The following is a 19,505-nucleotide window of genomic DNA, read 5'->3' on the forward strand; positions in this document are numbered from 1 at the left end:
CGCATGACCAGCACCGACCTGCACCTGCCCCGGGGTGCCACCGCGAACGCCCAGTACGCCGTCGACATCGACCCCAAGCGGGCCGGCTGGACGCACAGCAGCCTGCGCATCGTGGAGTTGTCACCGGGCGGTACACATACGTTCACCACTGGGGACAGTGAATGGATCGTGCTTCCGCTGCAAGGCGGATGTACCGTGCGCATCGCGGGGGAAGAATTCCAACTCCTGGGCCGGGAAAGCGTTTTCGCGGAGGTCTCCGACTTCGCGTACGTGCCCCGGGACGCCCAGGTCCTGATCGCCTCCGGCGCGGGAGGCCGCTTCGCCCTGGCAGGAGCGAAGTGCGAGCGACGACTCCCCGCCCGCTACGGCCCCGCGCCGGAGGTCCCCGTCGAGGAGCGCGGCAGCGGCACCTGCGCCCGCCGGGTGCGCAACTTCGCCTCTGCCGACTCCTTCGACTGCGACAAGCTGATCGCCGTCGAGGTGATCACCCCCGGCGGCAACTGGTCGTCGTACCCGCCGCACAAGCACGACGAGCACCGGCCGGGCGAGGAGTCCGAGCTGGAGGAGATCTACTACTTCGAGATCGACGGCCCGAACGGTTTCGGCTATCAGCGCGTATTCCCCTCGCGCGAGGGCGGGACCGACGTCCTCGCCGAGGTCCGCTCCGGTGACGCCGTCCTCGTCCCCGACGGCTGGCACGGCCCGTCGATCGCCCAGCCCGGGCACGACATGTACTACCTGAACGTCATGTCCGGTCCGGGTGAGACGCGGGAGTGGCGGATCTGCTTCCACCCGGATCACACGGAGGCTTACCGATGACGACCTCGACGACGAGGCTCACGGTCGCGCAGGCACTCGTCCGCTTCCTCGCCGCCCAGTACACGGAACGCGACGGCGAGCGGCAGCGGCTGATCGGCGCCACCTGGGGCATCTTCGGGCACGGCAACGTGGCCGGGCTCGGCCAGGCGCTGATCGAGTACACCGATGTCATGCCGTACCACCAGGGCCGCAACGAGCAGTCCATGGTGCACGCGGCGGTCGGCTACGCCCGCCAGTCGAACCGCCTGTCCACCCACGCGGTGACCACCTCCATCGGCCCGGGCGCGACCAACCTGGTCACCGGCGCCGCGCTGGCCACCATCAACCACCTCCCGGTGCTGCTGCTGCCCGGCGACGTGTTCGCGACCCGCCCCGCCGACCCGGTCCTGCAGCAGCTGGAGGTGCCGTACGCGGGCGATGTGTCGGTCAACGACACCCTGCGCCCGGTGTCGAGGTACTTCGACCGGATCACCCGGCCCGAGGCCCTGATCCCGAGCGCCCTGCAGGCCATGCGGGTCCTCACCGACCCCGTGGAGACCGGCGCGGTCACCCTGGCCCTGCCGCAGGACGTGCAGGCGGAGGCGTACGACTGGCCGGAGGAGTTCTTCGCCGAGCGGGTGTGGGTCGTACGACGTCCCGGCGCGGACCCCACCGAGCTGGCCGAGGCGGTCCGGGTGATCCGGGAGGCCCGCCGGCCCCTCGTCATCGCGGGCGGCGGAGTCCACCACAGCCGCGCCGAGGAGACCCTCGCGGAGTTCGCGGAGGCCACCCGGATACCGGTCGCCTCCACCCAGGCCGGCAAGGGCTCGCTGCGCCACGACCACCCGCAGGACGTCGGCGGCGTCGGCCACACCGGCACCGCGACCGCCGACGAGCTGGCCCGCACCGCGGACCTGGTGATCGGCGTGGGCACCCGCTACACCGACTTCACCACCGCCTCCGGCACGCTCTTCGAGAACCCGGACGTGCGTTTCCTGAACCTCAACATCGCGCCCTTCGACGGCCACAAGCTGGCCGGGCTGCCGCTGGTCGCGGACGCCCGCAGCGGCCTGGGCGAGCTGACCGAGGCGCTGGTGATGCACGAGCACCGGGCCGCCGACTCCTACGTCACCGAGTACACCGAGGACAAGGAGCGCTGGGAGCAGCGCGTCGACGCCTGCTACGAGGCGGACGAGCCGGACATCAGGCCGACCCAGCCGCAGGTCCTCGGCGCCCTGGACGCCCTGGTGGACGAGTCCGACATCATCATCAACGCGGCCGGCTCGCTCCCCGGCGACCTGCACAAGCTGTGGCGCACCCGGTCCCGGGACCAGTACCACCTGGAGTACGGCTACTCCTGCATGGGCTACGAGATACCGGCCGCGATCGGCGTGAAGCTCGCCGCACCCGAGCGGAACGTGTGGGCGCTGGTCGGCGACGGGACGTACCTGATGATGCCGACGGAGATCGTGACCGCCGTACAGGAGGGCATCGCGATCAAGATGCTGCTCGTGCAGAACCACGGGTACGCCTCGATCGGGGGTCTGTCGGAGTCCGTGGGCGGCGAGCGGTTCGGCACCGCCTACCGCTTCACCTCGGACGACGGCACCTTCACCGGCGCTCCGCTGCCCGTCGACCTCGCCGCCAACGCGGCCAGCCTCGGCATGCGCGTGCTGCGCGCGAAGACCGTACGGGACCTGCGCGCGGCGCTCGCCGAGGCGCGGGCCGCCGACACTGCCACATGTGTCTACGTGGAGACCGAAACGTCCGACACTGTGTCGGGCGCGCCTCCGGCGCAGGCCTGGTGGGATGTTCCTGTGGCCGAGACCGCGACCCGATCGTCCGCGGTCAAGGCACGTGAGCTGTACGAACGGCACGTCTCGACCCGACGCCGCCATCTGTAAAAGGAGTTTCTGGGCATGACGAAGATCGTCAACCACTGGATCGGCGGCAAGACCGTCGAAGGCGCGTCGGGTACGTACGGGCCGGTCACGGACCCGGCGACCGGCGCGGTCACCACCAAGGTCGCGTTCGCGTCGGTCGAGGAGGTGGACGCGGCCGTCGCGGCGGCCAAGGACGCCTTCGTGACCTGGGGCCAGTCCTCGCTGGCCCAGCGCACGTCGATCCTGTTCAAGTTCCGGGCGCTGCTGGACGCGAACCGGGACGCGATCGCGGAGCTGATCACCGCCGAGCACGGCAAGGTGCACTCCGACGCGCTCGGCGAGGTCGCCCGCGGCCTGGAGATCGTCGACCTGGCGTGTGGCATCAACGTGCAGCTGAAGGGCGAGCTGTCCACGCAGGTCGCCAGCCGGGTCGACGTGGCCTCGATCCGCCAGCCGCTGGGTGTCGTCGCGGGCATCACGCCGTTCAACTTCCCGGCGATGGTCCCGATGTGGATGTTCCCGATCGCCATCGCGACCGGCAACACCTTCGTCCTCAAGCCGTCCGAGAAGGACCCCTCGGCCGCCGTCAAGATCGCCGAGCTGCTCGCCGAGGCCGGCCTGCCCGACGGCGTCTTCAATGTCGTGCACGGCGACAAGGTGGCCGTCGACCGCCTCCTGGAGCACCCGGACGTCAAGGCGGTCTCGTTCGTGGGCTCGACCCCGATCGCCCGCTACATCCACACCACCGCCTCCGCCAACCACAAGCGCGTCCAGGCCCTGGGCGGCGCCAAGAACCACATGCTGGTCCTGCCCGACGCCGACCTGGACGCGGCCGCCGACGCCGCCGTCTCCGCCGCCTACGGCTCCGCCGGCGAGCGCTGCATGGCCATCTCCGCCGTCGTCGCGGTCGGCGCCATCGGCGACGAGCTGGTCGACAAGATCCGCGAGCGCGCCGAGAAGATCAAGATCGGTCCCGGCAACGACCCGACCTCCGAGATGGGCCCGCTCATCACGAAGGTCCACCGCGACAAGGTCGCCTCCTACGTCGAGGGCGCCGCCGCCGAGGGCGCCGAGGTCGTCCTGGACGGCACCGGCTACACCGTCGAGGGCTACGAGGACGGCCACTGGATCGGCATCTCCCTGCTCGACAAGGTGCCCACGTCCGCGAAGGCCTACCAGGACGAGATCTTCGGCCCGGTGCTGTGCGTGCTGCGCGTGGACACCTACGAGGAGGGCGTCGCCCTCATCAACGCCTCCCCGTTCGGCAACGGCACCGCGATCTTCACCCGGGACGGCGGCGCCGCCCGCCGCTTCCAGCTGGAGATCGAGGCCGGCATGGTCGGCGTGAACGTCCCGATCCCGGTCCCCGTCGGCTACCACTCCTTCGGCGGCTGGAAGGACTCCCTCTTCGGCGACCACCACATCTACGGCAACGACGGCACGCACTTCTACACCCGCGGCAAGGTCGTCACCACCCGCTGGCCGGACCCCTCCGAGGCCCCCGCCGGCGTCGACCTCGGCTTCCCCCGCAACCACTGAGTGCTGCACCACCCCCTGTCAGGCCGTCCGGATACCGGACGGCCTGACATTTTTTTGACGCCTTGGCTGCGATTCTCGTTCTTGCGGGATTAAACGGATGGCGAAGGGGTTACGGGCAGATGACCTTCGAAAGCAAGGTCACATTCCGCTGAGGCTTGCTGGATGCGCCTATAGGGCGGCGCAGCCTGTGAAAGTGATGCTTCTTAAGTCTTGTCGGAGGTGCGGATTCCGAAGGTAAACGGCCATTGACGCAATGGTTTTCGTCGGGGTTCTCTATGCAGCGCCGGGAGCGGACGAGACGAACGTACGACGAGCCGCCGGAGGCGATAGCGCTCCCGACCCCACCCTCAGTCGAACGAGTCGATCGGAACCCGCCGCATGACCGACACGCTCCGCCCTGTCGAGACAGCCGTCATAGATGCTTCCGGGGCCCCTGACAGCCCCCAGAAGCTCAAGCGTTCCATCGGCATCGTCGGCGGCACCCTGCTGACGCTCTCCTGTGTCACGCCCGCCTCCACGCTCTTCGTGGTCGTCCCCGACCTCTTCGGCTCCCTCGGTACCGCCACCGCCCTGACGATCGCCATCGGCTCCCTCCTCTGTATCGCCGTGGCGTTCTGCTACTCCGAGCTGGGCACCCTCATCCCCAGCGCGGGCGGCGAGTACGCCATGGTGTCGACGATGGCCGGGCGGCTCGCGGGCTGGCTCGTCTTCGTCCTGTCCCTGCTGGTCGTGATGATCGTCCCGCCGGTGATCGCGATGGGCACGGCCGACTACCTCGCGCCGATCGTGCACCTCGACCCGTCGATGACCGGCGCCGGCGTGATGCTGCTCGCCACCCTCGCGGGCCTGCTCGACCTGCGCGCCAACGCCTGGATCACCGGCATCTTCCTGGTCCTGGAGGTCGTCGCCGCCGGTGTCGTCGCCCTCCTGGGCTTCACCCACAGCCACCGCGGGGTCGGCAGCCTCGTCTCCATGCAGGTGGCCGGCGAGCACGGCCACACGGACACCGTGACGGCCATGCTGGTCGTCTCCGGGCTCGCCATCGCCCTCTTCGTCACCCAGGGCTTCTCGACCGCCGTCTACCTCTCCGAGGAGCTGGAGAACCCGCGCCGCAACGTCGCCCGCACGGTGCTGGCCACCCTGGCGATCTCCACCGTGGTCATCCTGGTCCCGGTCGCCGCCATCACCATGGGCGCCGGCGACCTCAAGGAGCTGACCGGCGGCGACATCAGCTCCATGGTCACCGCCTGGTCCAACTCGGCGGTCGGCACCTTCGTCAGCCTGTGCGTGGCCCTCGCGATCATCAACGCGGGCATCGTCATGGTCATCCAGAACTCCCGCGTCCTGTTCGCCTCCGCCCGTGACAAGGCCTGGCCCGGCCCGGTCAACAACGTCTTCTCCAAGCTCGGCCGCTTCGGCTCCCCCTGGGTCGCCACGCTCGCGGTCGGCGTCCCCGGCGCCCTGCTCTGCTTCGTCAACCTGGACACCCTGTACGGCGTGACGGGCGTCTCGGTGACCGGCATGTACCTGCTGGTCGCGGTCGCCGCCCTGCTGGCCCGCCGCGGCTCCCACAAGCACACGCCCGCCTGGCGGATGCCGCTGTGGCCCGCGATGCCGGTCCTGCTGATCGCGGTCCTCGGCTACATCCTCACCCAGCAGGAGGCGACCTACCTGCTGTGGACCGGCGGCATCACCGCGGTCGCCACCCTCTACTGGGCCTTCTACCTCCGCCCGCGCCGCGAGACCCGCTGGCTGGTCTCGATCCCGGAGGACGAGCAGGCCTAGCGAACCCCTCACCCGTCCCCGCGTCCTCGCCGCCCGCACCGTGCCGGGCGGCGAGGACGTCTGCGTACCACGCCTGAAGTACGCCGGGGCAGACCCGTACGCCCCAAGGAGGGCCTGGGGTTCAGCCTGGCGGCCGCCTCCGCTGTCGGTGGCGGCCCGTACCGTTGAGGCATGGATCTTCACCTGCCCCCGGAGGGGCGCGCATGAGGCAGAGCGGGCCCGCACTCCGCGGGCTGCTCAAGGGGCCGCGGCGGCTGATGGCCGCCGCGGCCGCCGTCGTGGTGCTCGCCGGCGCCGGCACGTGGTCGGCCGTCGCCTCCGACGGCGCGCCGCCGGTGCACCGCAGCGACCGGGTCATGACCATGGCCGACGGGACGCGCATCGACACCTCGTACTTCACCGGAGGCTCGGCCGGCCGCCGCCCCGCCGTCCTGCTCGGACACGGCTTCGGCGGCAGCAAGGACGACGTCCGGCAGCAGGCCGAGGACCTCGCCCGCGACGGATACGCGGTGCTGACCTGGTCCGCGCGCGGCTTCGGCCACTCGACCGGAAAGGTCGGGCTGAACGACCCGAAGCACGAGGTCGCCGACGTCTCCCGGCTCATCGACTGGCTGGCCGAGCAGCCCCAGGTCCGCCTCGACAAGCCGGGCGACCCGCGCGTGGGCCTGGCCGGCGGCTCCTACGGCGGGGCCGTCTCCCTGCTCGCCGCCGGATACGACCACCGCGTCGACGCCATCGCCCCGGCCATCACCTACTGGAACCTCGCCGACGCCCTGTTCCCGAACGGCGTGTTCAAGAAGCTGTGGGCCGGCATCTTCTTCAACACCGCGGGCGGCTGCGCGAAGTTCGAGCCGGAGCTGTGCCGGATGTACGACCGGGTCGCCGAGTCCGGCACCCCGGACGCGGCCGCCCGCAGACTGCTGGAGGAGCGCTCGCCGTCCGCGGTCGCCGACCGCATCAAGGTGCCCACCCTGCTGGTGCAGGGCCAGACCGACTCCCTGTTCACCCTCGCCCAGTCCGACGCCGCCGCCAAGGCCATCCGTGCGGGCGGCGCCCCGGTCGACGTCGACTGGATCGCGGGCGGACACGACGGCGGCGACCTGGAGAGCGGCCGGGTGCAGGGGCGGGTGGCGAGCTGGTTCGACCGCTACCTCAAGGGCGACACGTCCGCCGACACCGGCCCGGCCTTCCGGATCACCCGCACGGGAGGCGTCGACTCCACCGACGGCGCCGCCCAGCTGCGCGGCGCGAGCGCCGACAGCTACCCCGGCCTGCGCGACCACCAGCGGGCCATCGCCCTGACCGGCCGCGAGCAGCGCTTCGCGAACCCCGCGGGCGCCAGCCCGCCCGGCGTCTCCGCCCTGCCCGGCCTCGGCGGCAGCGGCGGCCTCGCCCAGCTGTCCGCGCTCGGCGTCGGTGTCTCCCTCGACTTCCCCGGCCAGTACGCGAAGTTCGACTCGGCGCCCGTGACCGGCGACCTCAGGATCACCGGCTCGCCGACCGTGACGGCCCACGTCACCTCCACCAGCGAGGACGCCGTCCTGTTCGGCAAGGTCTACGACGTCGGCCCCGACGGCACCCAGCAGGTGCTGCCCTCGCAGCTCGTCGCGCCCCTGCGCGTCACCGGCGCCAAGTCCGGCAAGGACGTCACGATCACCCTCCCGGCGATCGACCACGAGGTCCAGAAGGGCCACCGGCTCCGCCTGGTCCTAGCCTCCACCGACCTGGGCTACGCCTCACCGGCCGCCCCGGCCACGTACACCGTCTCCCTCGAGGGAGACCTGAGCGTGCCGACGGCCCCCGCCGTCACCACCGCGGCCGCCCCCCTGCCCGCCTGGGTGTGGTGGCTGCCCCTGGCCGGAGCCGCGGGCGCGCTCGCCCTGCTGTTCACCGGCCGCCGCCGTACGACCGCCCCCGCACCCGACCCGGCACTCGCCGACGTACCGCTGCAGATAACGAACCTGAGCAAGCGGTACGCCAAGTCCGCCGACCGGTACGCGGTGCGTGAGCTGTCCTTCCGCGTGGAGAAGGGCCAGGTGCTCGGTCTGCTCGGGCCCAACGGCGCCGGCAAGACCACCACCCTGCGCATGCTGATGGGCCTGATCAAGCCGGACGGCGGCGAGATCCGCGTCTTCGGCCACGCCATCCGGCCCGGCGCGCCCGTGCTGTCGCGGGTCGGCGCCTTCGTGGAGGGCGCGGGCTTCCTGCCGCACCTGTCCGGCCGGGAGAACCTGGAGCTGTACTGGCGGGCCACCGGCCGCCCGCCCGAGGACGCGCACCTGGACGAGGCCCTGGAGATCGCCGGCCTCGGCGACGCCCTCGCCCGCGCGGTGCGCACCTACTCCCAGGGCATGCGCCAGCGCCTCGCCATCGCCCAGGCCATGCTCGGCCTGCCCGACCTGCTCATCCTGGACGAGCCCACCAACGGCCTCGACCCGCCCCAGATCCGCGAGATGCGCGAGGTGATGATCCGCTACGCGGCCGCCGGCCGTACCGTGATCGTCTCCAGCCACCTCCTCGCCGAGGTCGAGCAGTCCTGCACCCACCTGGTCGTGATGGACCGCGGCCGCCTCGTCCAGGCCGGCCCGGTGGGCGAGATCGTGGGCTCCGGCGACACCCTGCTCGTCGGCCTGGCGGCCGACATCGCGGACCCGTTGGTCGAGAAGGTCGCCACGCTGCCCGGGGTCGAGTCGGCGGTACGGACGGACGGGGGTCTGCTCGTGCGGCTGGCACCCGGCGAGGCCTCCCGCTCCGAGACGGAGCCGGTCGCGGTCCCGGTGGCCGCCGGTCGCGCGGACCGGGGCACGGCGTCCGACGACGCGGGCGCGCCCGGAGCCGGTGAGGCCGAGCAGATCACCGTCCCGCCCCCCGTCTCCGAGACCGCCGGGGGAGTGCCCGGGCTCTCCGTCACCGGCTCCGCGGCCGCCGCCCGTCTCCTCGTCGAGCTGGTGCGCCTCGAAGTCCCGGTCGCCTCGCTCGGCCCCCACCGCCGTCTCGAGGACGCCTTCCTCACCCTGATCGGAGGTTCCGCATGAGCACGCTGGTCGAGCGCACCGAGACGGCCTCCGGCTACCGTGCCGGCCGCACGCTGCCCCTGCGCGTGGAGCTGGTACGCCAGCTCAAGCGGCGGCGCACGCTGATCATGGGCGGGATCCTGGCCGTCCTGCCGTTCGTGCTGCTCATCGCCTTCGCGATCGGCGGCGACCCGGGCAGCCGCAACGGCCAGGTCACCCTGATGGACACGGCCACCGCGTCCGGCGCCAACTTCGCCGCGGTCAACCTGTTCGTCTCGGCGGGCTTCCTGCTGGTGATCCCGGTCGCCCTGTTCTGCGGGGACACGGTCGCCTCCGAGGCGAGCTGGTCCTCGCTGCGCTATCTGCTGGCCGCGCCCGTGCCCCGGGCCCGGCTGCTGTGGTCCAAGCTCGCCGTGGGCCTCGGGATGAGCCTCGCCGCGATGGTGCTGCTGCCGGTCGTGGCCCTCGCGGTCGGCACGGCTGCCTACGGCTGGGGCCCGCTGCAGATACCCACCGGCGGCGCACTGGACTCCGGCACGGCGGCACAGCGGCTCCTGGTGGTCGTGGCGTACGTCTTCGTGTCCCAACTGGTCACCGCGGGACTGGCGTTCTGGCTGTCGACCAAGACGGACGCACCGCTCGGCGCGGTCGGCGGCGCGGTCGGCCTGACCATCGTCGGCAACGTCCTGGACGCGGTCACCGCCCTCGGCCACTGGCGCGACTTCCTGCCCGCGCACTGGCAGTTCGCCTGGGCCGACGCCGTCCAGCCGCACCCCGAGTGGTCCGGCATGATCCAGGGCGCCGCGATCTCCATAACGTACGCCCTGGTGCTGTTCGCCCTGGCCTTCCGGGGGTTCGCCCGCAAGGACGTGGTGTCCTAGGTCACCGGAGGGTCACCCACCGGTCTCGACAGGGCCCCGCCGTGGCCGGTTCGAGACGCATCCGCAACACCCCGGATCGCACGTTCCGGCCCCCTGCGCCGTCACAGTCGGCAGAGGTCGCACAAGCCGACGTCAACCGACGCAGGGGGAACGCGAGATGGAGCGGAACCGGACACAGCGATCACGACGGATACGCGGCACACTGCTCGCCCTCACGGCGGCGGGAAGCCTGCTGCTGACGGCCTGCGGGGCGGGCGGCACCGAGAACCACACCAACAGCTCCGACAAGCGCGGCCTGCCCGCCCCCGCCCCCGCCCCCGGCCGGGACGAGCGGGGCTTCGAGTCGCCCCCGTCCGACGGCGACCTCTCCACCTTCGCCCTCGACGTCGACACCGCCTCCTACACCTACGCCCGCCGCACCCTCGCCGACGGCCGCACCCCCGACCCGTCGACCGTCCGCCCCGAGGAGTTCGTCAACAGCTTCCGCCAGGACTACCGCCGCCCCGACGGCAACGGCTTCTCCGTCACCGTCGACGGCGCCCGCACCGCGAGGCCCAACTGGTCCCTGGTCCGCGTCGGCCTCGCCACCCGGACCGCGGAACCCACCGAGAAGCGCCCACCGGCCGCGCTCACCTTCGTCATCGACGTCTCCGGCTCCATGGACGAACCCGGCCGCCTCGACCTCGCCAAGCAGTCCCTGAACACCATGACGGACCGGCTGCGCGACGACGACTCGGTGGCCGTCGTCACCTTCAGCGAACACGCCGAGACCGTCCTGCCGATGACCCGCCTCGGCGGCCACCGCGGCGAGATCCACGACGCCGTCGACGGCCTCGAGGCCCAGTCCTCCACCAACCTCGGCGCGGGCGTCGAGACCGGCTACGCCACCGCCGTCGAGGGCCTGCGCAAGGGCGCCACCAACCGGGTCGTCCTCGTCTCCGACGCCCTCGCCAACGAGGGCGAGACCAGCCCCGACGCGATCCTGCGCCGCATCGACTCCGCCCGCCGCGAGCACGGCATCACCCTCTTCGGCGTCGGCGTCGGCAGCAACTACGGCGACGCCCTCATGGAACGCCTCGCCGACAAGGGCGACGGCCACACCGCCTACGTCTCCGACACCGACGGGGCCCGCAAGGTCTTCTGCGAGCAACTCCCGCAGAACATCGAGCTGACCGCCCGCGACGCCAAGGCGCAGGTCGCCTTCGACCCGCACACCGTCGCCGAGTTCCGCCTCGTCGGCTACGACGACCGCAAGGTCGCCGACGACGACTTCCGCAACGACCACGTGGATGGTGGCGAGGTCGGCCCCGGCCACACCGTCACCGCCCTGTACGCGGTGCGCACCAGGCCGGGCGCCGACGGCCACCTCGCCACCGCCACCGTCCGCTGGCTCGACCCCATCACCCGGGCCCCGCACGAGGAGTCCGGCGCCGTGGAGACCGGCGCCCTCAAGGGCTCCGTCTGGGAGGCGAGCCCCCGCTTCCAGGTCACGGCGGTGGCCGCCTACTTCGCCGACGCCCTGCGCGCCGGCACCGACGACGGCCCCGCCCTCCCCGGCGCCCCGAGCCTCACCCGCCTCGCCGGCCGCGCGGCCACGCTGGCCGACGTCACCGAGGACCAGGACGTACAGGACCTCGCCGACGCGATCCGGGAGGCGAGCCACACGGACACCGGGGACTGAGCCACCGCACGTCCCATTGACCCTCCCTTACTTCGGAGTAAGTTGACGTCCCGGCAGGTACGTTCGAGCCGCCACCGGGAGCCGTCATGGGCGTACGCAGGGATCTGAAGCGGGCACGGCAGCGCACCGACCTGGCGGCCCGTGCCTCGGTGGAGATCGTCAGGGACGCGACGGGCGCCGTGCGCGAGGTGCGTGCGGCGCCCCTGGCACCGCCGCTCACCGACGGCTCCCTGGCCGACCTCCCGTTCACGCACGCGGCCGAGACCCCGGACGCGGTGCTGCTGCGCCGCCGTACCGAAGGCGCCTGGCGCCCGGTCACGGCGGCCGCCTTCGCCGCCGAGGTCACCGCCGTCGCCAAGGGGCTGATCGCCGCCGGACTCGAACCGGGCGGCCGGGTCGCCGTGATGTGCCGCACCCGCTACGAGTGGACCGTCCTGGACTTCGCCATCTGGGCGGCCGGCGGCCAGTCCGTGCCCGTCTACCCGACCTCCTCCGCCGAGCAGGTGGAGTGGATCGTCCGCGACTCCGGCGCCCGGTACGTCGTCACCGAGACCGCCGAGAACACCGCCACGGTCACCACCGGCACCGCGCACCACCCCCAGCCACCGCACCTGTGGGAACTCGACGCGGATGCCCTCGCCCACCTCACCGCCCTCGGCCGCGACCTGGCCGACGACGAGGTCGCCAAGCGGCGCGCCGCCGTGGCCCCCGACGCCATCGCCACCCTCTGCTACACCTCCGGCACCACCGGACAGCCCAAGGGCTGCGTCCTCACCCACGCCAACCTGCACGCCGAGGCCGCCAACACCGTCGAGCTGCTGCACCCGGTCTTCCAGGCCGTCACCGGCCGGACGGCCTCCATCCTGCTGTTCCTGCCGCTCGCCCACATCCTCGGCCGCACCCTGCAACTCGCCTGTCTGATGGGCCGTATCGAGGTCGGCCACTTCCCGAGCGTCAAGCCCGACGAACTCCGGCCCGCGCTCAAGGAGTTCCGGCCCACCGTCCTGGTCGGGGTGCCGTACCTCTTCGAGAAGATCCACGACACCGGCCGGGCCACCGCCGAGAAGATCGGCCGCGGCGCCTCCTTCGACCGCGCCGAACGTGTCGCCGTGCGCTTCGGCGAGGCGTACCTGAGGAAGTTCCTCGGCACCGGCAAGGGTCCGGGACCCGGCCTGTACGCCGCCTGGGCCCTGTACGACCTGCTGGTCTACCGGCGCATCCGCAAGGAGCTGGGCGGCCGTCTGCGGTACGCCATGAGCGGCGGCTCCCCGCTGGACCGCAACCTCAACCTGTTCTTCCACGCGGCCGGGATCGTCGTCTACGAGGGCTACGGCCTGACCGAGACCAGCGCGGCCGCCACCATCGTGCCCCCGCTCGGCCCCCGCCCCGGCACGGTCGGCCTGCCGATCCCCGGCGTGTCCGTGCGCATCGCCGACGACGGGGAGGTGCTGATCAAGGGCGGGGTGGTCTTCGGGTCGTACTGGAACAACCCGGCGGCCACCGACGCCGTCCTCGCCGACGACTGGTTCGCCACCGGCGACCTCGGCTCCCTGGACGAGGACGGCTACCTCACCATCACCGGCCGCAAGAAGGACATCATCATCACCTCCGGCGGCAAGAACGTCTCCCCGGCCGTCCTGGAGGACCGGCTGCGCAGCCGCTCGCCGGTCGGCCAGTGCGTGGTCGTCGGGGACAACCGGCCCTTCGTGGCGGCCCTGATCACCCTCGACCCCGAGGCCGTCGCCCACTGGCTGGCGGTCCGCAAGCTGCCCGCGGACACCCCGCTGTCCGAGCTGGTCCGGGACGAGCGGCTGCGGGCCGAGGTGCGGAAGGCGGTCGACTACGCCAACGAGGCCGTCTCGCGCGCCGAGTCGATCCGCGCCTTCGCACTCGTCGAGGGGGAGTTCACCGAGGAGAACGGGCTGCTGACGCCGTCCCTGAAGATGAAGCGGCACGCCGTGACGGCGGCCTACGCCGAACAGATCGACGCGCTGTACCGGAAGTAGCACCAGCGGCACACGACGGCGGCGGGCCACCGGAGGAACCGGTGACCCGCCGCGCGGAGGACCTTGCTCAGCCGTTGCTGGACAGGGCGGAGATGTCGTCCAGGATGTGCGAGAGCGGCTCGTCGCCCTTGGCCTGGGTGGAGTTCTCGGCGCACTGCTGGTTCTGCGGCGCGGACAGGACCGGGATGTCCTGGACGCCGACGTTCGCGATGAGCGCGGCCACCGACTGGACGTTGACCTTCGCGGGCAGGCCGACGCAGGCCTTGTTCAGCGAGCCCTCGACCAGCGACAGCTGCGGGCTCTGGTCGCCGAGCGTGCCCGAGTTGCCGAACGACGACGAGGCGTTGTTACCGCTGAACGACGTGGTGCCGTTGTCGTTGTCGACGGCGAGGGCCTGGGGGGCGGCCGCACCAGCGAGACCGGCGATCGAGGCGGCGACAGCCGCGGTCGCCCACAGCTTCTTCATGTTGGTTCCCTTTCGAAAGGCGGACTCCGGGGAGGAGCTGCGTGATCGTCAACGGCCCGGACCACGCCGCAGTTGCGGGCTTTGCCCCGATTGGGCTAATGCAGTCCGATAAGTCCATAGATACCCCCCTTTGCCGTCAGGGGGCGGCCGAACACGCCGACGGGCCGCCGGGAAGTCGGCGGCCCGTCGGGGAGGGCCCGTGCAGGGCCGGGAGATCTCCGGATCAGCCGTTGCTGGACAGGGCGGAGATGTCGTCGAGGATGTGCGAGAGCGGCTCGTCGCCCTTGGCCTGGGTGGAGTTCTCGGTGCACTGCTGGTTCTGCGGCGCGGACAGGATCGGGATGTCCTGCACGCCGACGTTGACCAGCGCCAGGATGGACTGGGCGTTGAGCTTCGCCGGCAGGCCGATGCAGGGCTTGTTGAACGAGCCCTGGATGAGCGCCAGCTGGGGGCTCAGGTCCCCGCTCGTGCTGGAGTTGCCGAACGACTGAACGGCGTCGTTGCCGCTGAACGACGTGGTGCCGTTGTCGTTGTCGACGGCCAGGGCCGGGGACGCGGCGGCGGCGGAGAAACCGACGATGGAAGCGGCGACCGCGGCGGAGGCCAGAACCTTCTTGATCACTTGTAATTCCCTTCTGGAGAAACCCCGACCACCGGAGCTTCCTGGTCAACTGCCCATCAGGCGATGGGTTGCTCTGCTTCACTCCGATGGCCTAAACGGGGCTGTGGCGTATGCCCGGGGAGACGGACAGGGGAATTCCACCGATTCCCCGAGGCCGAACGAGCCGAACGGGTGATGACCCGCAACCAATCGATCCGGCCGCGGTTGATGCGGGGCAGAACGTGCGTCTTGGCGAGCAGTCAGGAAAGGAAAGCAAGATGCTGAAGAAGGCAATGGCCGTGGCGGCGGTCGCCGCGTCCCTCGTCGGTGTGTCGGCGGCGATGGCCCCGCAGGCGCTTGCCATCGACAACGACAACGGCACCACGTCGTTCAGTGGCGACGGCGCCAGCGAGTCGTTCGGCAACAGCACGACCACGGGCGACATGAGCCCGCAGGCCACGCTGGTCCAGAGCTCGCTGAACAAGCTCTGTGTCGGCCTGCCGGCGAAGGTCAACGCCCAGTCCATCCTCGCCGCCGTCAACGTCGGCGTGCAGGACATCCCGGTGCTGTCCGCGCCGCAGTACCAGGAGTGCGCCGAGAACTCCACCCAGGCCAAGGGCGACGAGCCGGTGTCGCACGTGCTGGACGACCTCAAGGTCCTGTCCACCAACGGCTGACCGCCGGCCCGGGCCGGTCCGAGGGCCGCCCGGGTGGCGTGCGGATTTCCGCACCGCTGCCCGGGCGGCCTTCGCCGTCTCTCGTCGCCTTTTTCGAAGAAGCGTTTCTCCTCGTATACGCCAACCTGTCAATTCCCTGATGGCGTTCGAGTGAATTCCAAGGCGACGCGCGTTCCGCAGTTTCTTCGGCTGTCTATCCCTCGTTTTACAACCTGCCGGTCATGGTGCGAGCCGTTCAAGCTGTGCTCGCTCGGTTTCGGCCGTCAAAGGGGCATGACCGCTGAGAAGGGAAAGTTCATGAAGAAGAGCGCTGCTGTCGTCGCCGGCGCCATCCTGGCCCTGGGCGGGGCGGCCCCCGCCTTCGCCGACTCCGGGGCCACCGGTGGGGCGGCCCAGTCCCCCGGCGTCATCTCCGGCAACGTGATCCAGGTCCCGGTCCACGTGCCGGTCAACGTCTGCGGCAACACGGTGGACGTCATCGGTCTGCTGAACCCGGCGTTCGGCAACCCCTGCGTCAACGACTGACGCACGCAACGCACCAGCCCACCGGCTGTGTCCTGGCCGGCCTCGGACCGTCGATCCTTCGATTCTTCGTCCCGAGGCCGGCCTTCCCACTTCTTCGAGCAGGAAGACAACGAGATTGCGACAGACCCTCAGCAAGGGCATGGTCGTGGCCGCCGCGGCGACAGGCATGCTGTCCATGTACGGCAGTCATGCGCTCGCCGACACGGGCGCGCACGGCGTCGCACAGGGTTCGCCCGGCGTGCTGTCCGGCAACACCGTCCAGGCCCCGGTGGAAGTCCCGGTCAACGTCTGCGGCAACTCCGTGGACGCGGCTGCCGCGCTGAACCCGGCGTTCGGCAACTCCTGTACCACCACGCACAGTTCGAAGAAAGACGGCGGCGACCGGCACGGGGGCTCGAACCGCGACTCCGGCCACGACTCGGGCCACGGCGACCAGACCCCGTCTTCTCGCAGCGGCGGTGACCACACGACGCCGTCCCCGTACGGCAGCGGCAGCCACACCACCCCGCCTCCCTATGGCGGCGAGGACCACAAGACCCCGCCACCGTACGGCAGCGAGGACCACAAGACTCCGTCTCCGTACGGCAGCGAGGACCACAAGACCCCGTCTCCGCACGGCAGTGATCACACGACTCCGCCTCCGTATGGCGGGGGTGGCCACACCACCCCGCCCCCCTATGGCGGTGGGGACCACACGACCCCGCCCCCCTATGGCGATGGAGACCACACCACTCCGCCTCCCTACGGCGGTGGCGGTCACACGACCCCGCCTCCGTACGGCGGTGGCGGTCACACCACTCCGCCTCCGTACGGCGGCGGTGACCACACCACTCCGCCCCCTTATGGCGGCGGTGACCACACGCCCCCGCCCTACGGCGGCGGCCACCACGGGGGGCAGCCGCCGAGCCTTCCGCACACCGGTGGTGACGCGCGGGCCATGCTGGCGACCTCGGCCGCCAGTGCCGCGCTGATCGCGGCCGGGACGGTCCTGTACCGGCGAGGCCGCGCGGCCTCCGGTCGGTAGCGCGCGGGGTGCCGGACCCCAGTGCCCGGCACCCCGCGTCCCGTGCCACACGCAGGCGCCTTCCGCAGTGGCGCCGTACCGCATCCTTCAGCGCCCCACCGCCTCCGGCACCTCGCCACGCCGTCCGGCCGGGATCCGCCAGCCCGCCGGCCCCGAGCGCAGCCGGCGCCGTACCCCGCGCACCAGCGTGCCCGCCGTGAAGGTCGCGCCGTGCACGAAGCGCATCGCCGGGCCGAAGCCCGAGGCCGTGACCAGACCGGCCAGGAACAGGCCGGGGTACGTCGACTCGAAGTCCGGCCCCACCTCCGGGGCACCGTCGGCCGTCGTCGCCAGCAGCGCGCGCAGCTCGGGGGAGAGCGGCCGCAGCCGTTCGAGGCCGACCCGGAACCCGGTCGCCGCGATGACGTGCCCGGTCTCCAGTGTCCGCGTCCCGCCCCGCCGGGCCACCGTCTCCAGGCGCAGCCCGCCCGGCACCGCACGGGCCGCCGCCACCTCCTGGCCGAGCAGCACCTCCACCCGGCTCTCCACCCGCTCACGTACCCACCAGGCTCCGGCCGGGCCGAGCGCGCCGGCCGCGATCCCGGTCCGGGTCCCTTCCGGCAGCCGCCGGTACAGGCCGGGCCGCTCGGCGTAGAACCAGTTCCGCCAGCCGGGGCCGAGGCCGCTGTGCGGGGCGCGGGCGGTGCGCCACCAGGGGCGCTCCCAGGGCGGCGGCACGTCGTTCCAGCACAGCCGCTCCGCGCGGGCCAGCACCCGTACCCGGGTGCCCTGTTCGGCGAGCAGCGCGGCCGTCTCCAGGGCCGCCTGCCCGCCGCCGATCACGGTGACGTCCTCGTCGCGGAAGCGGTCGAGGTCGGCGTGGTGGCTGCTGTGGGAGACCAGCTCCGGCGGGAGGCCGCGCAGCGCCGCCGGGATCTTGGTGAACGGCAGCACGCCCACGGCCAGTGCGACGGTCCGCGCGGCGAGCGTCTCGCCGTCCTCGGTGACCGCCTCGAAGCCGCCGTTGAGGGGCGCCAGGCGGGCCACCGTCCGCTCGTCGAGCACGGGAACGGCGTTGCGCGCGAACCACAGGCCGTACTCGGCGAACACGTCCAGCGGGATCGGCTCCGCGTGACGGGCCGTCATGCCCCGGAACGCACAGAACACGTCGAGCCGCCAACGGCCCTCGGGATCCGAGAGGTTGGAGGCCCACGGTTCCGACTTCAGGAACATCCCGCGGGGCATGTGGTCGCGCCAGGACGCCATGGGCCGCCCGAGGACCCGCACGTTCAGCCCGGCCGCCGCGGCGTGCGACGCGATCGACAGACCGTACGGGCCCGCGCCCACCACCAGCAGGTCGTACATCAGCAACTGCTCGCTTTCTCGTCGTCGGAGAAGTCCTCGGACAAGTCCTCGGACAAGTCGTCGGACAAGTCGTCGGTGAGGCCACGGCGGACCGGCCGCTGCCGCAGGCGCCCGGCGAGCCGACCCGCCGCGTGCCGGCCCCACAGCGCCCACAGCGCCCGGCCCGGCGCCCGGTCGTCCGCCGCGTGCCAGGCCAGCTCCCGCTCCCCGAGCGCCGGACGCAGCGCGTTGAGCGGCGCGTAGTTCTCCACCACGAACTCCCGGCCGGGCAGCGGCACCCCGTCCGGCAACGGACGGTGGGTCAGGTCCAGGTGCAGGGCGCGTACGACGTCCAGGCCCGCGCTGTCGGCGAACAGCCGGAACTGGGCGCCGGGGCGCGGGTTGAAGTCGAGCAGGTGGTAGCGGCCGGTGCTGCCGCAGCGGCGGAAGTCCAGGTCGAAGATGCCCCGGTAGCCCAGTTCGCTGGTGAGCCGCTCGGCCAGCGCCTGCACCTGCGGGTTGGGCGTCCACCGGCCGACCGCGGTCAGGCCCGCCCCACGCGGCCAGGCCAGTTGCTTGCGGCCGGGCCCGCCGGCGCGCACGGCGCCCGAGCGGTCGGCGTACCCGTGGAAGAACCAGTCGCGGTCCGGGCCCGGCGGCAGGAAGGTCTGCAGCAGCAGGCTGCTGCCCGCCTCGGCGGAGCGCAGGTACAGCTCCCGGGCCTGCCGCGCGGAGGTCACCACGATCGTGGAGCGCAGCCCGCTGCCGGCCGGGACCAGCCAGGGCCGGCTCCACTTGGCCACCATCGGGAGCCCCAGCCGCCAGGCGGCCGCGGCCGCGTCCTCGGCGCTGTCCGGGACCAGTGTCACCGGATGCGGGACGGCGGCGGCCGCGCACACCCCGGCCAGCTCCGCCTTGTCGGCCACCCGGCCGGGCAGCGCACCCGGCTGCTGCGGCAGCAGGTAGGCGGGCGCCAGCTGCTCCCGCAGCCGGCCGGTCGCGACGGCGCTCGCGTCGTCCAGCGGGATCAGCACCGCGGGCCGTGCGACCCGGGCCGCCACCCGGCGCAGCGCGGCCGCGATCTCGCCGGGGGACGCACCGGGCGCCGGCGGGGGATGGATCCGGCGCATGTAACGCGACCTGCGCACGGGGCTTCCCGCGCAGTCGGCGACGAGATGCACCTCCACGCCCGCCCGGCCCAGCGAACGTACGGCGCCCAGGGTGCCGTGGTGAAAGGGATTCCGGTCGATCCGCAGCAGCACCGCGGGGACCCGGTCGTCGAGCTGCGACACGGGCGTATTC

14 protein-coding genes and 2 pseudogenes are annotated in these 19,505 nt (G+C 72.0%); 11 read left to right on the forward strand and 5 right to left on the reverse strand.

Translation table 11 applies throughout. From position 1 onward, the window contains the following. Positions 1–3: 3 nt before the first annotated feature. From iolB to CRP49_RS19555, 8 genes are all read left to right on the forward strand, one after another. Positions 4–819 carry a 5-deoxy-glucuronate isomerase gene (iolB, locus tag CRP49_RS19520; protein ID WP_097254526.1) on the forward strand — a complete coding sequence of 272 codons (816 nt, stop codon included), beginning with the start codon at positions 4–6 and terminating at the stop codon, positions 817–819. After that, positions 816–2,702 (forward strand): 3D-(3,5/4)-trihydroxycyclohexane-1,2-dione acylhydrolase (decyclizing), encoded by a 1,887-nt coding sequence (gene iolD / locus CRP49_RS19525; RefSeq protein WP_097254527.1) that lies wholly within the window; start codon positions 816–818, stop codon positions 2,700–2,702. The genes iolB and iolD overlap by 4 nt, the downstream gene beginning before the upstream one ends. Positions 2,703–2,717: 15 nt before the next feature. Then, positions 2,718–4,220, forward strand: coding sequence for a CoA-acylating methylmalonate-semialdehyde dehydrogenase (mmsA, locus tag CRP49_RS19530; RefSeq protein WP_097254528.1), 1,503 nt, complete (start codon positions 2,718–2,720; stop codon positions 4,218–4,220). 378 nt (positions 4,221–4,598) lie between these two features. Beyond that, positions 4,599–6,005, forward strand: coding sequence for an APC family permease (locus tag CRP49_RS19535; RefSeq protein ID WP_097254529.1), 1,407 nt, complete (start codon positions 4,599–4,601; stop codon positions 6,003–6,005). Positions 6,006–6,208: 203 nt separating this feature from the next. After that, on the forward strand, positions 6,209–9,040 hold the full coding sequence (locus CRP49_RS19540) for a CocE/NonD family hydrolase (RefSeq protein WP_097254530.1): 2,832 nt from the start codon (positions 6,209–6,211) through the stop codon (positions 9,038–9,040). After that, on the forward strand, positions 9,037–9,900 hold the full coding sequence (locus CRP49_RS19545) for an ABC transporter permease (RefSeq protein WP_097254531.1): 864 nt from the start codon (positions 9,037–9,039) through the stop codon (positions 9,898–9,900). The genes CRP49_RS19540 and CRP49_RS19545 overlap by 4 nt, the downstream gene beginning before the upstream one ends. A gap of 157 nt (positions 9,901–10,057) precedes the next feature. Then, complete coding sequence (locus CRP49_RS19550; RefSeq protein ID WP_097254532.1) at positions 10,058–11,581, forward strand: VWA domain-containing protein; 1,524 nt, start codon at positions 10,058–10,060, stop codon at positions 11,579–11,581. A gap of 86 nt (positions 11,582–11,667) precedes the next feature. Further along, positions 11,668–13,587 (forward strand): long-chain fatty acid--CoA ligase, encoded by a 1,920-nt coding sequence (locus tag CRP49_RS19555; protein WP_097254533.1) that lies wholly within the window; start codon positions 11,668–11,670, stop codon positions 13,585–13,587. Positions 13,588–13,654: 67 nt separating this feature from the next. Here CRP49_RS19555 and CRP49_RS19560 read toward each other — a convergent pair whose 3' ends face one another. Both CRP49_RS19560 and CRP49_RS19565 read right to left on the reverse strand, forming a co-directional pair. Next, on the reverse strand, positions 13,655–14,053 hold the full coding sequence (locus CRP49_RS19560; RefSeq protein WP_094214524.1) for a rodlin: 399 nt from the start codon (positions 14,051–14,053) through the stop codon (positions 13,655–13,657). 223 nt (positions 14,054–14,276) lie between these two features. Further along, the gene (locus CRP49_RS19565) at positions 14,277–14,675 is read right to left on the reverse strand and encodes a rodlin (RefSeq protein WP_097254534.1); all 399 of its coding nucleotides are present in this window, start codon (positions 14,673–14,675) and stop codon (positions 14,277–14,279) included. Between the two features lie 257 nt (positions 14,676–14,932). Between CRP49_RS19565 and CRP49_RS19570 the strand changes: the two genes are divergently transcribed. The 3 genes and pseudogenes from CRP49_RS19570 to CRP49_RS49120 form a co-directional block, all read left to right on the forward strand. Then, a complete protein-coding gene (locus CRP49_RS19570; RefSeq protein ID WP_097254535.1) occupies positions 14,933–15,331 on the forward strand; it encodes a rodlin in 399 nt (132 codons plus the stop codon). 273 nt (positions 15,332–15,604) lie between these two features. Next, the gene (locus tag CRP49_RS19575) at positions 15,605–15,856 is read left to right on the forward strand and encodes a chaplin (RefSeq protein WP_306459742.1); all 252 of its coding nucleotides are present in this window, start codon (positions 15,605–15,607) and stop codon (positions 15,854–15,856) included. 175 nt (positions 15,857–16,031) lie between these two features. Continuing rightward, a pseudogene (locus CRP49_RS49120) lies at positions 16,032–16,193 on the forward strand (chaplin); the annotation flags it as partial. A gap of 171 nt (positions 16,194–16,364) precedes the next feature. On the opposite strand, the pseudogene CRP49_RS49125 reads toward CRP49_RS49120, so the two are convergent. The 3 genes and pseudogenes from CRP49_RS49125 to CRP49_RS19590 all read right to left on the reverse strand — a co-directional run. Beyond that, positions 16,365–16,964, reverse strand: a pseudogene (locus tag CRP49_RS49125) (hypothetical protein); the annotation flags it as partial. A 3-nt stretch (positions 16,965–16,967) separates the two neighbouring features. Then, on the reverse strand, positions 16,968–18,224 hold the full coding sequence (locus tag CRP49_RS19585) for an NAD(P)-binding domain-containing protein (RefSeq protein WP_097254538.1): 1,257 nt from the start codon (positions 18,222–18,224) through the stop codon (positions 16,968–16,970). Then, positions 18,224–19,495, reverse strand: a complete 1,272-nt coding sequence (locus CRP49_RS19590; RefSeq protein WP_097254539.1) for an ATP-grasp domain-containing protein — start codon at positions 19,493–19,495, stop codon at positions 18,224–18,226. Before CRP49_RS19590 ends, CRP49_RS19585 begins: the two co-directional genes overlap by 1 nt. Positions 19,496–19,505 lie beyond the last annotated feature (10 nt).

It is taken from the genome of Streptomyces sp. Ag109_G2-15 (assembly GCF_900215565.1).
GTDB classification, from domain to species: Bacteria; Actinomycetota; Actinomycetes; order Streptomycetales; family Streptomycetaceae; genus Streptomyces; species Streptomyces diastatochromogenes.

What these genes read in the sequence shown, in the direction of transcription:
- CRP49_RS19540 (WP_097254530.1), top strand. Translation starts at nt 6,209, where the DNA reads ATGAGGCAGAGCGGGCCCGCACTCCGCGGGCTGCTCAAGGGGCCGCGG.
- iolD (WP_097254527.1), top strand. Translation starts at nt 816, where the DNA reads ATGACGACCTCGACGACGAGGCTCACGGTCGCGCAGGCACTCGTCCGC.
- CRP49_RS19575 (WP_306459742.1), top strand. Translation starts at nt 15,605, where the DNA reads ATGACCGCTGAGAAGGGAAAGTTCATGAAGAAGAGCGCTGCTGTCGTC.
- CRP49_RS19545 (WP_097254531.1), top strand. Translation starts at nt 9,037, where the DNA reads ATGAGCACGCTGGTCGAGCGCACCGAGACGGCCTCCGGCTACCGTGCC.
- CRP49_RS19550 (WP_097254532.1), top strand. Translation starts at nt 10,058, where the DNA reads ATGGAGCGGAACCGGACACAGCGATCACGACGGATACGCGGCACACTG.
- CRP49_RS19560 (WP_094214524.1), bottom strand. Translation starts at nt 14,053, where the DNA reads ATGAAGAAGCTGTGGGCGACCGCGGCTGTCGCCGCCTCGATCGCCGGT.
- CRP49_RS19585 (WP_097254538.1), bottom strand. Translation starts at nt 18,224, where the DNA reads ATGTACGACCTGCTGGTGGTGGGCGCGGGCCCGTACGGTCTGTCGATC.
- CRP49_RS19555 (WP_097254533.1), top strand. Translation starts at nt 11,668, where the DNA reads ATGGGCGTACGCAGGGATCTGAAGCGGGCACGGCAGCGCACCGACCTG.
- iolB (WP_097254526.1), top strand. Translation starts at nt 4, where the DNA reads ATGACCAGCACCGACCTGCACCTGCCCCGGGGTGCCACCGCGAACGCC.
- CRP49_RS19535 (WP_097254529.1), top strand. Translation starts at nt 4,599, where the DNA reads ATGACCGACACGCTCCGCCCTGTCGAGACAGCCGTCATAGATGCTTCC.
- CRP49_RS19570 (WP_097254535.1), top strand. Translation starts at nt 14,933, where the DNA reads ATGCTGAAGAAGGCAATGGCCGTGGCGGCGGTCGCCGCGTCCCTCGTC.
- mmsA (WP_097254528.1), top strand. Translation starts at nt 2,718, where the DNA reads ATGACGAAGATCGTCAACCACTGGATCGGCGGCAAGACCGTCGAAGGC.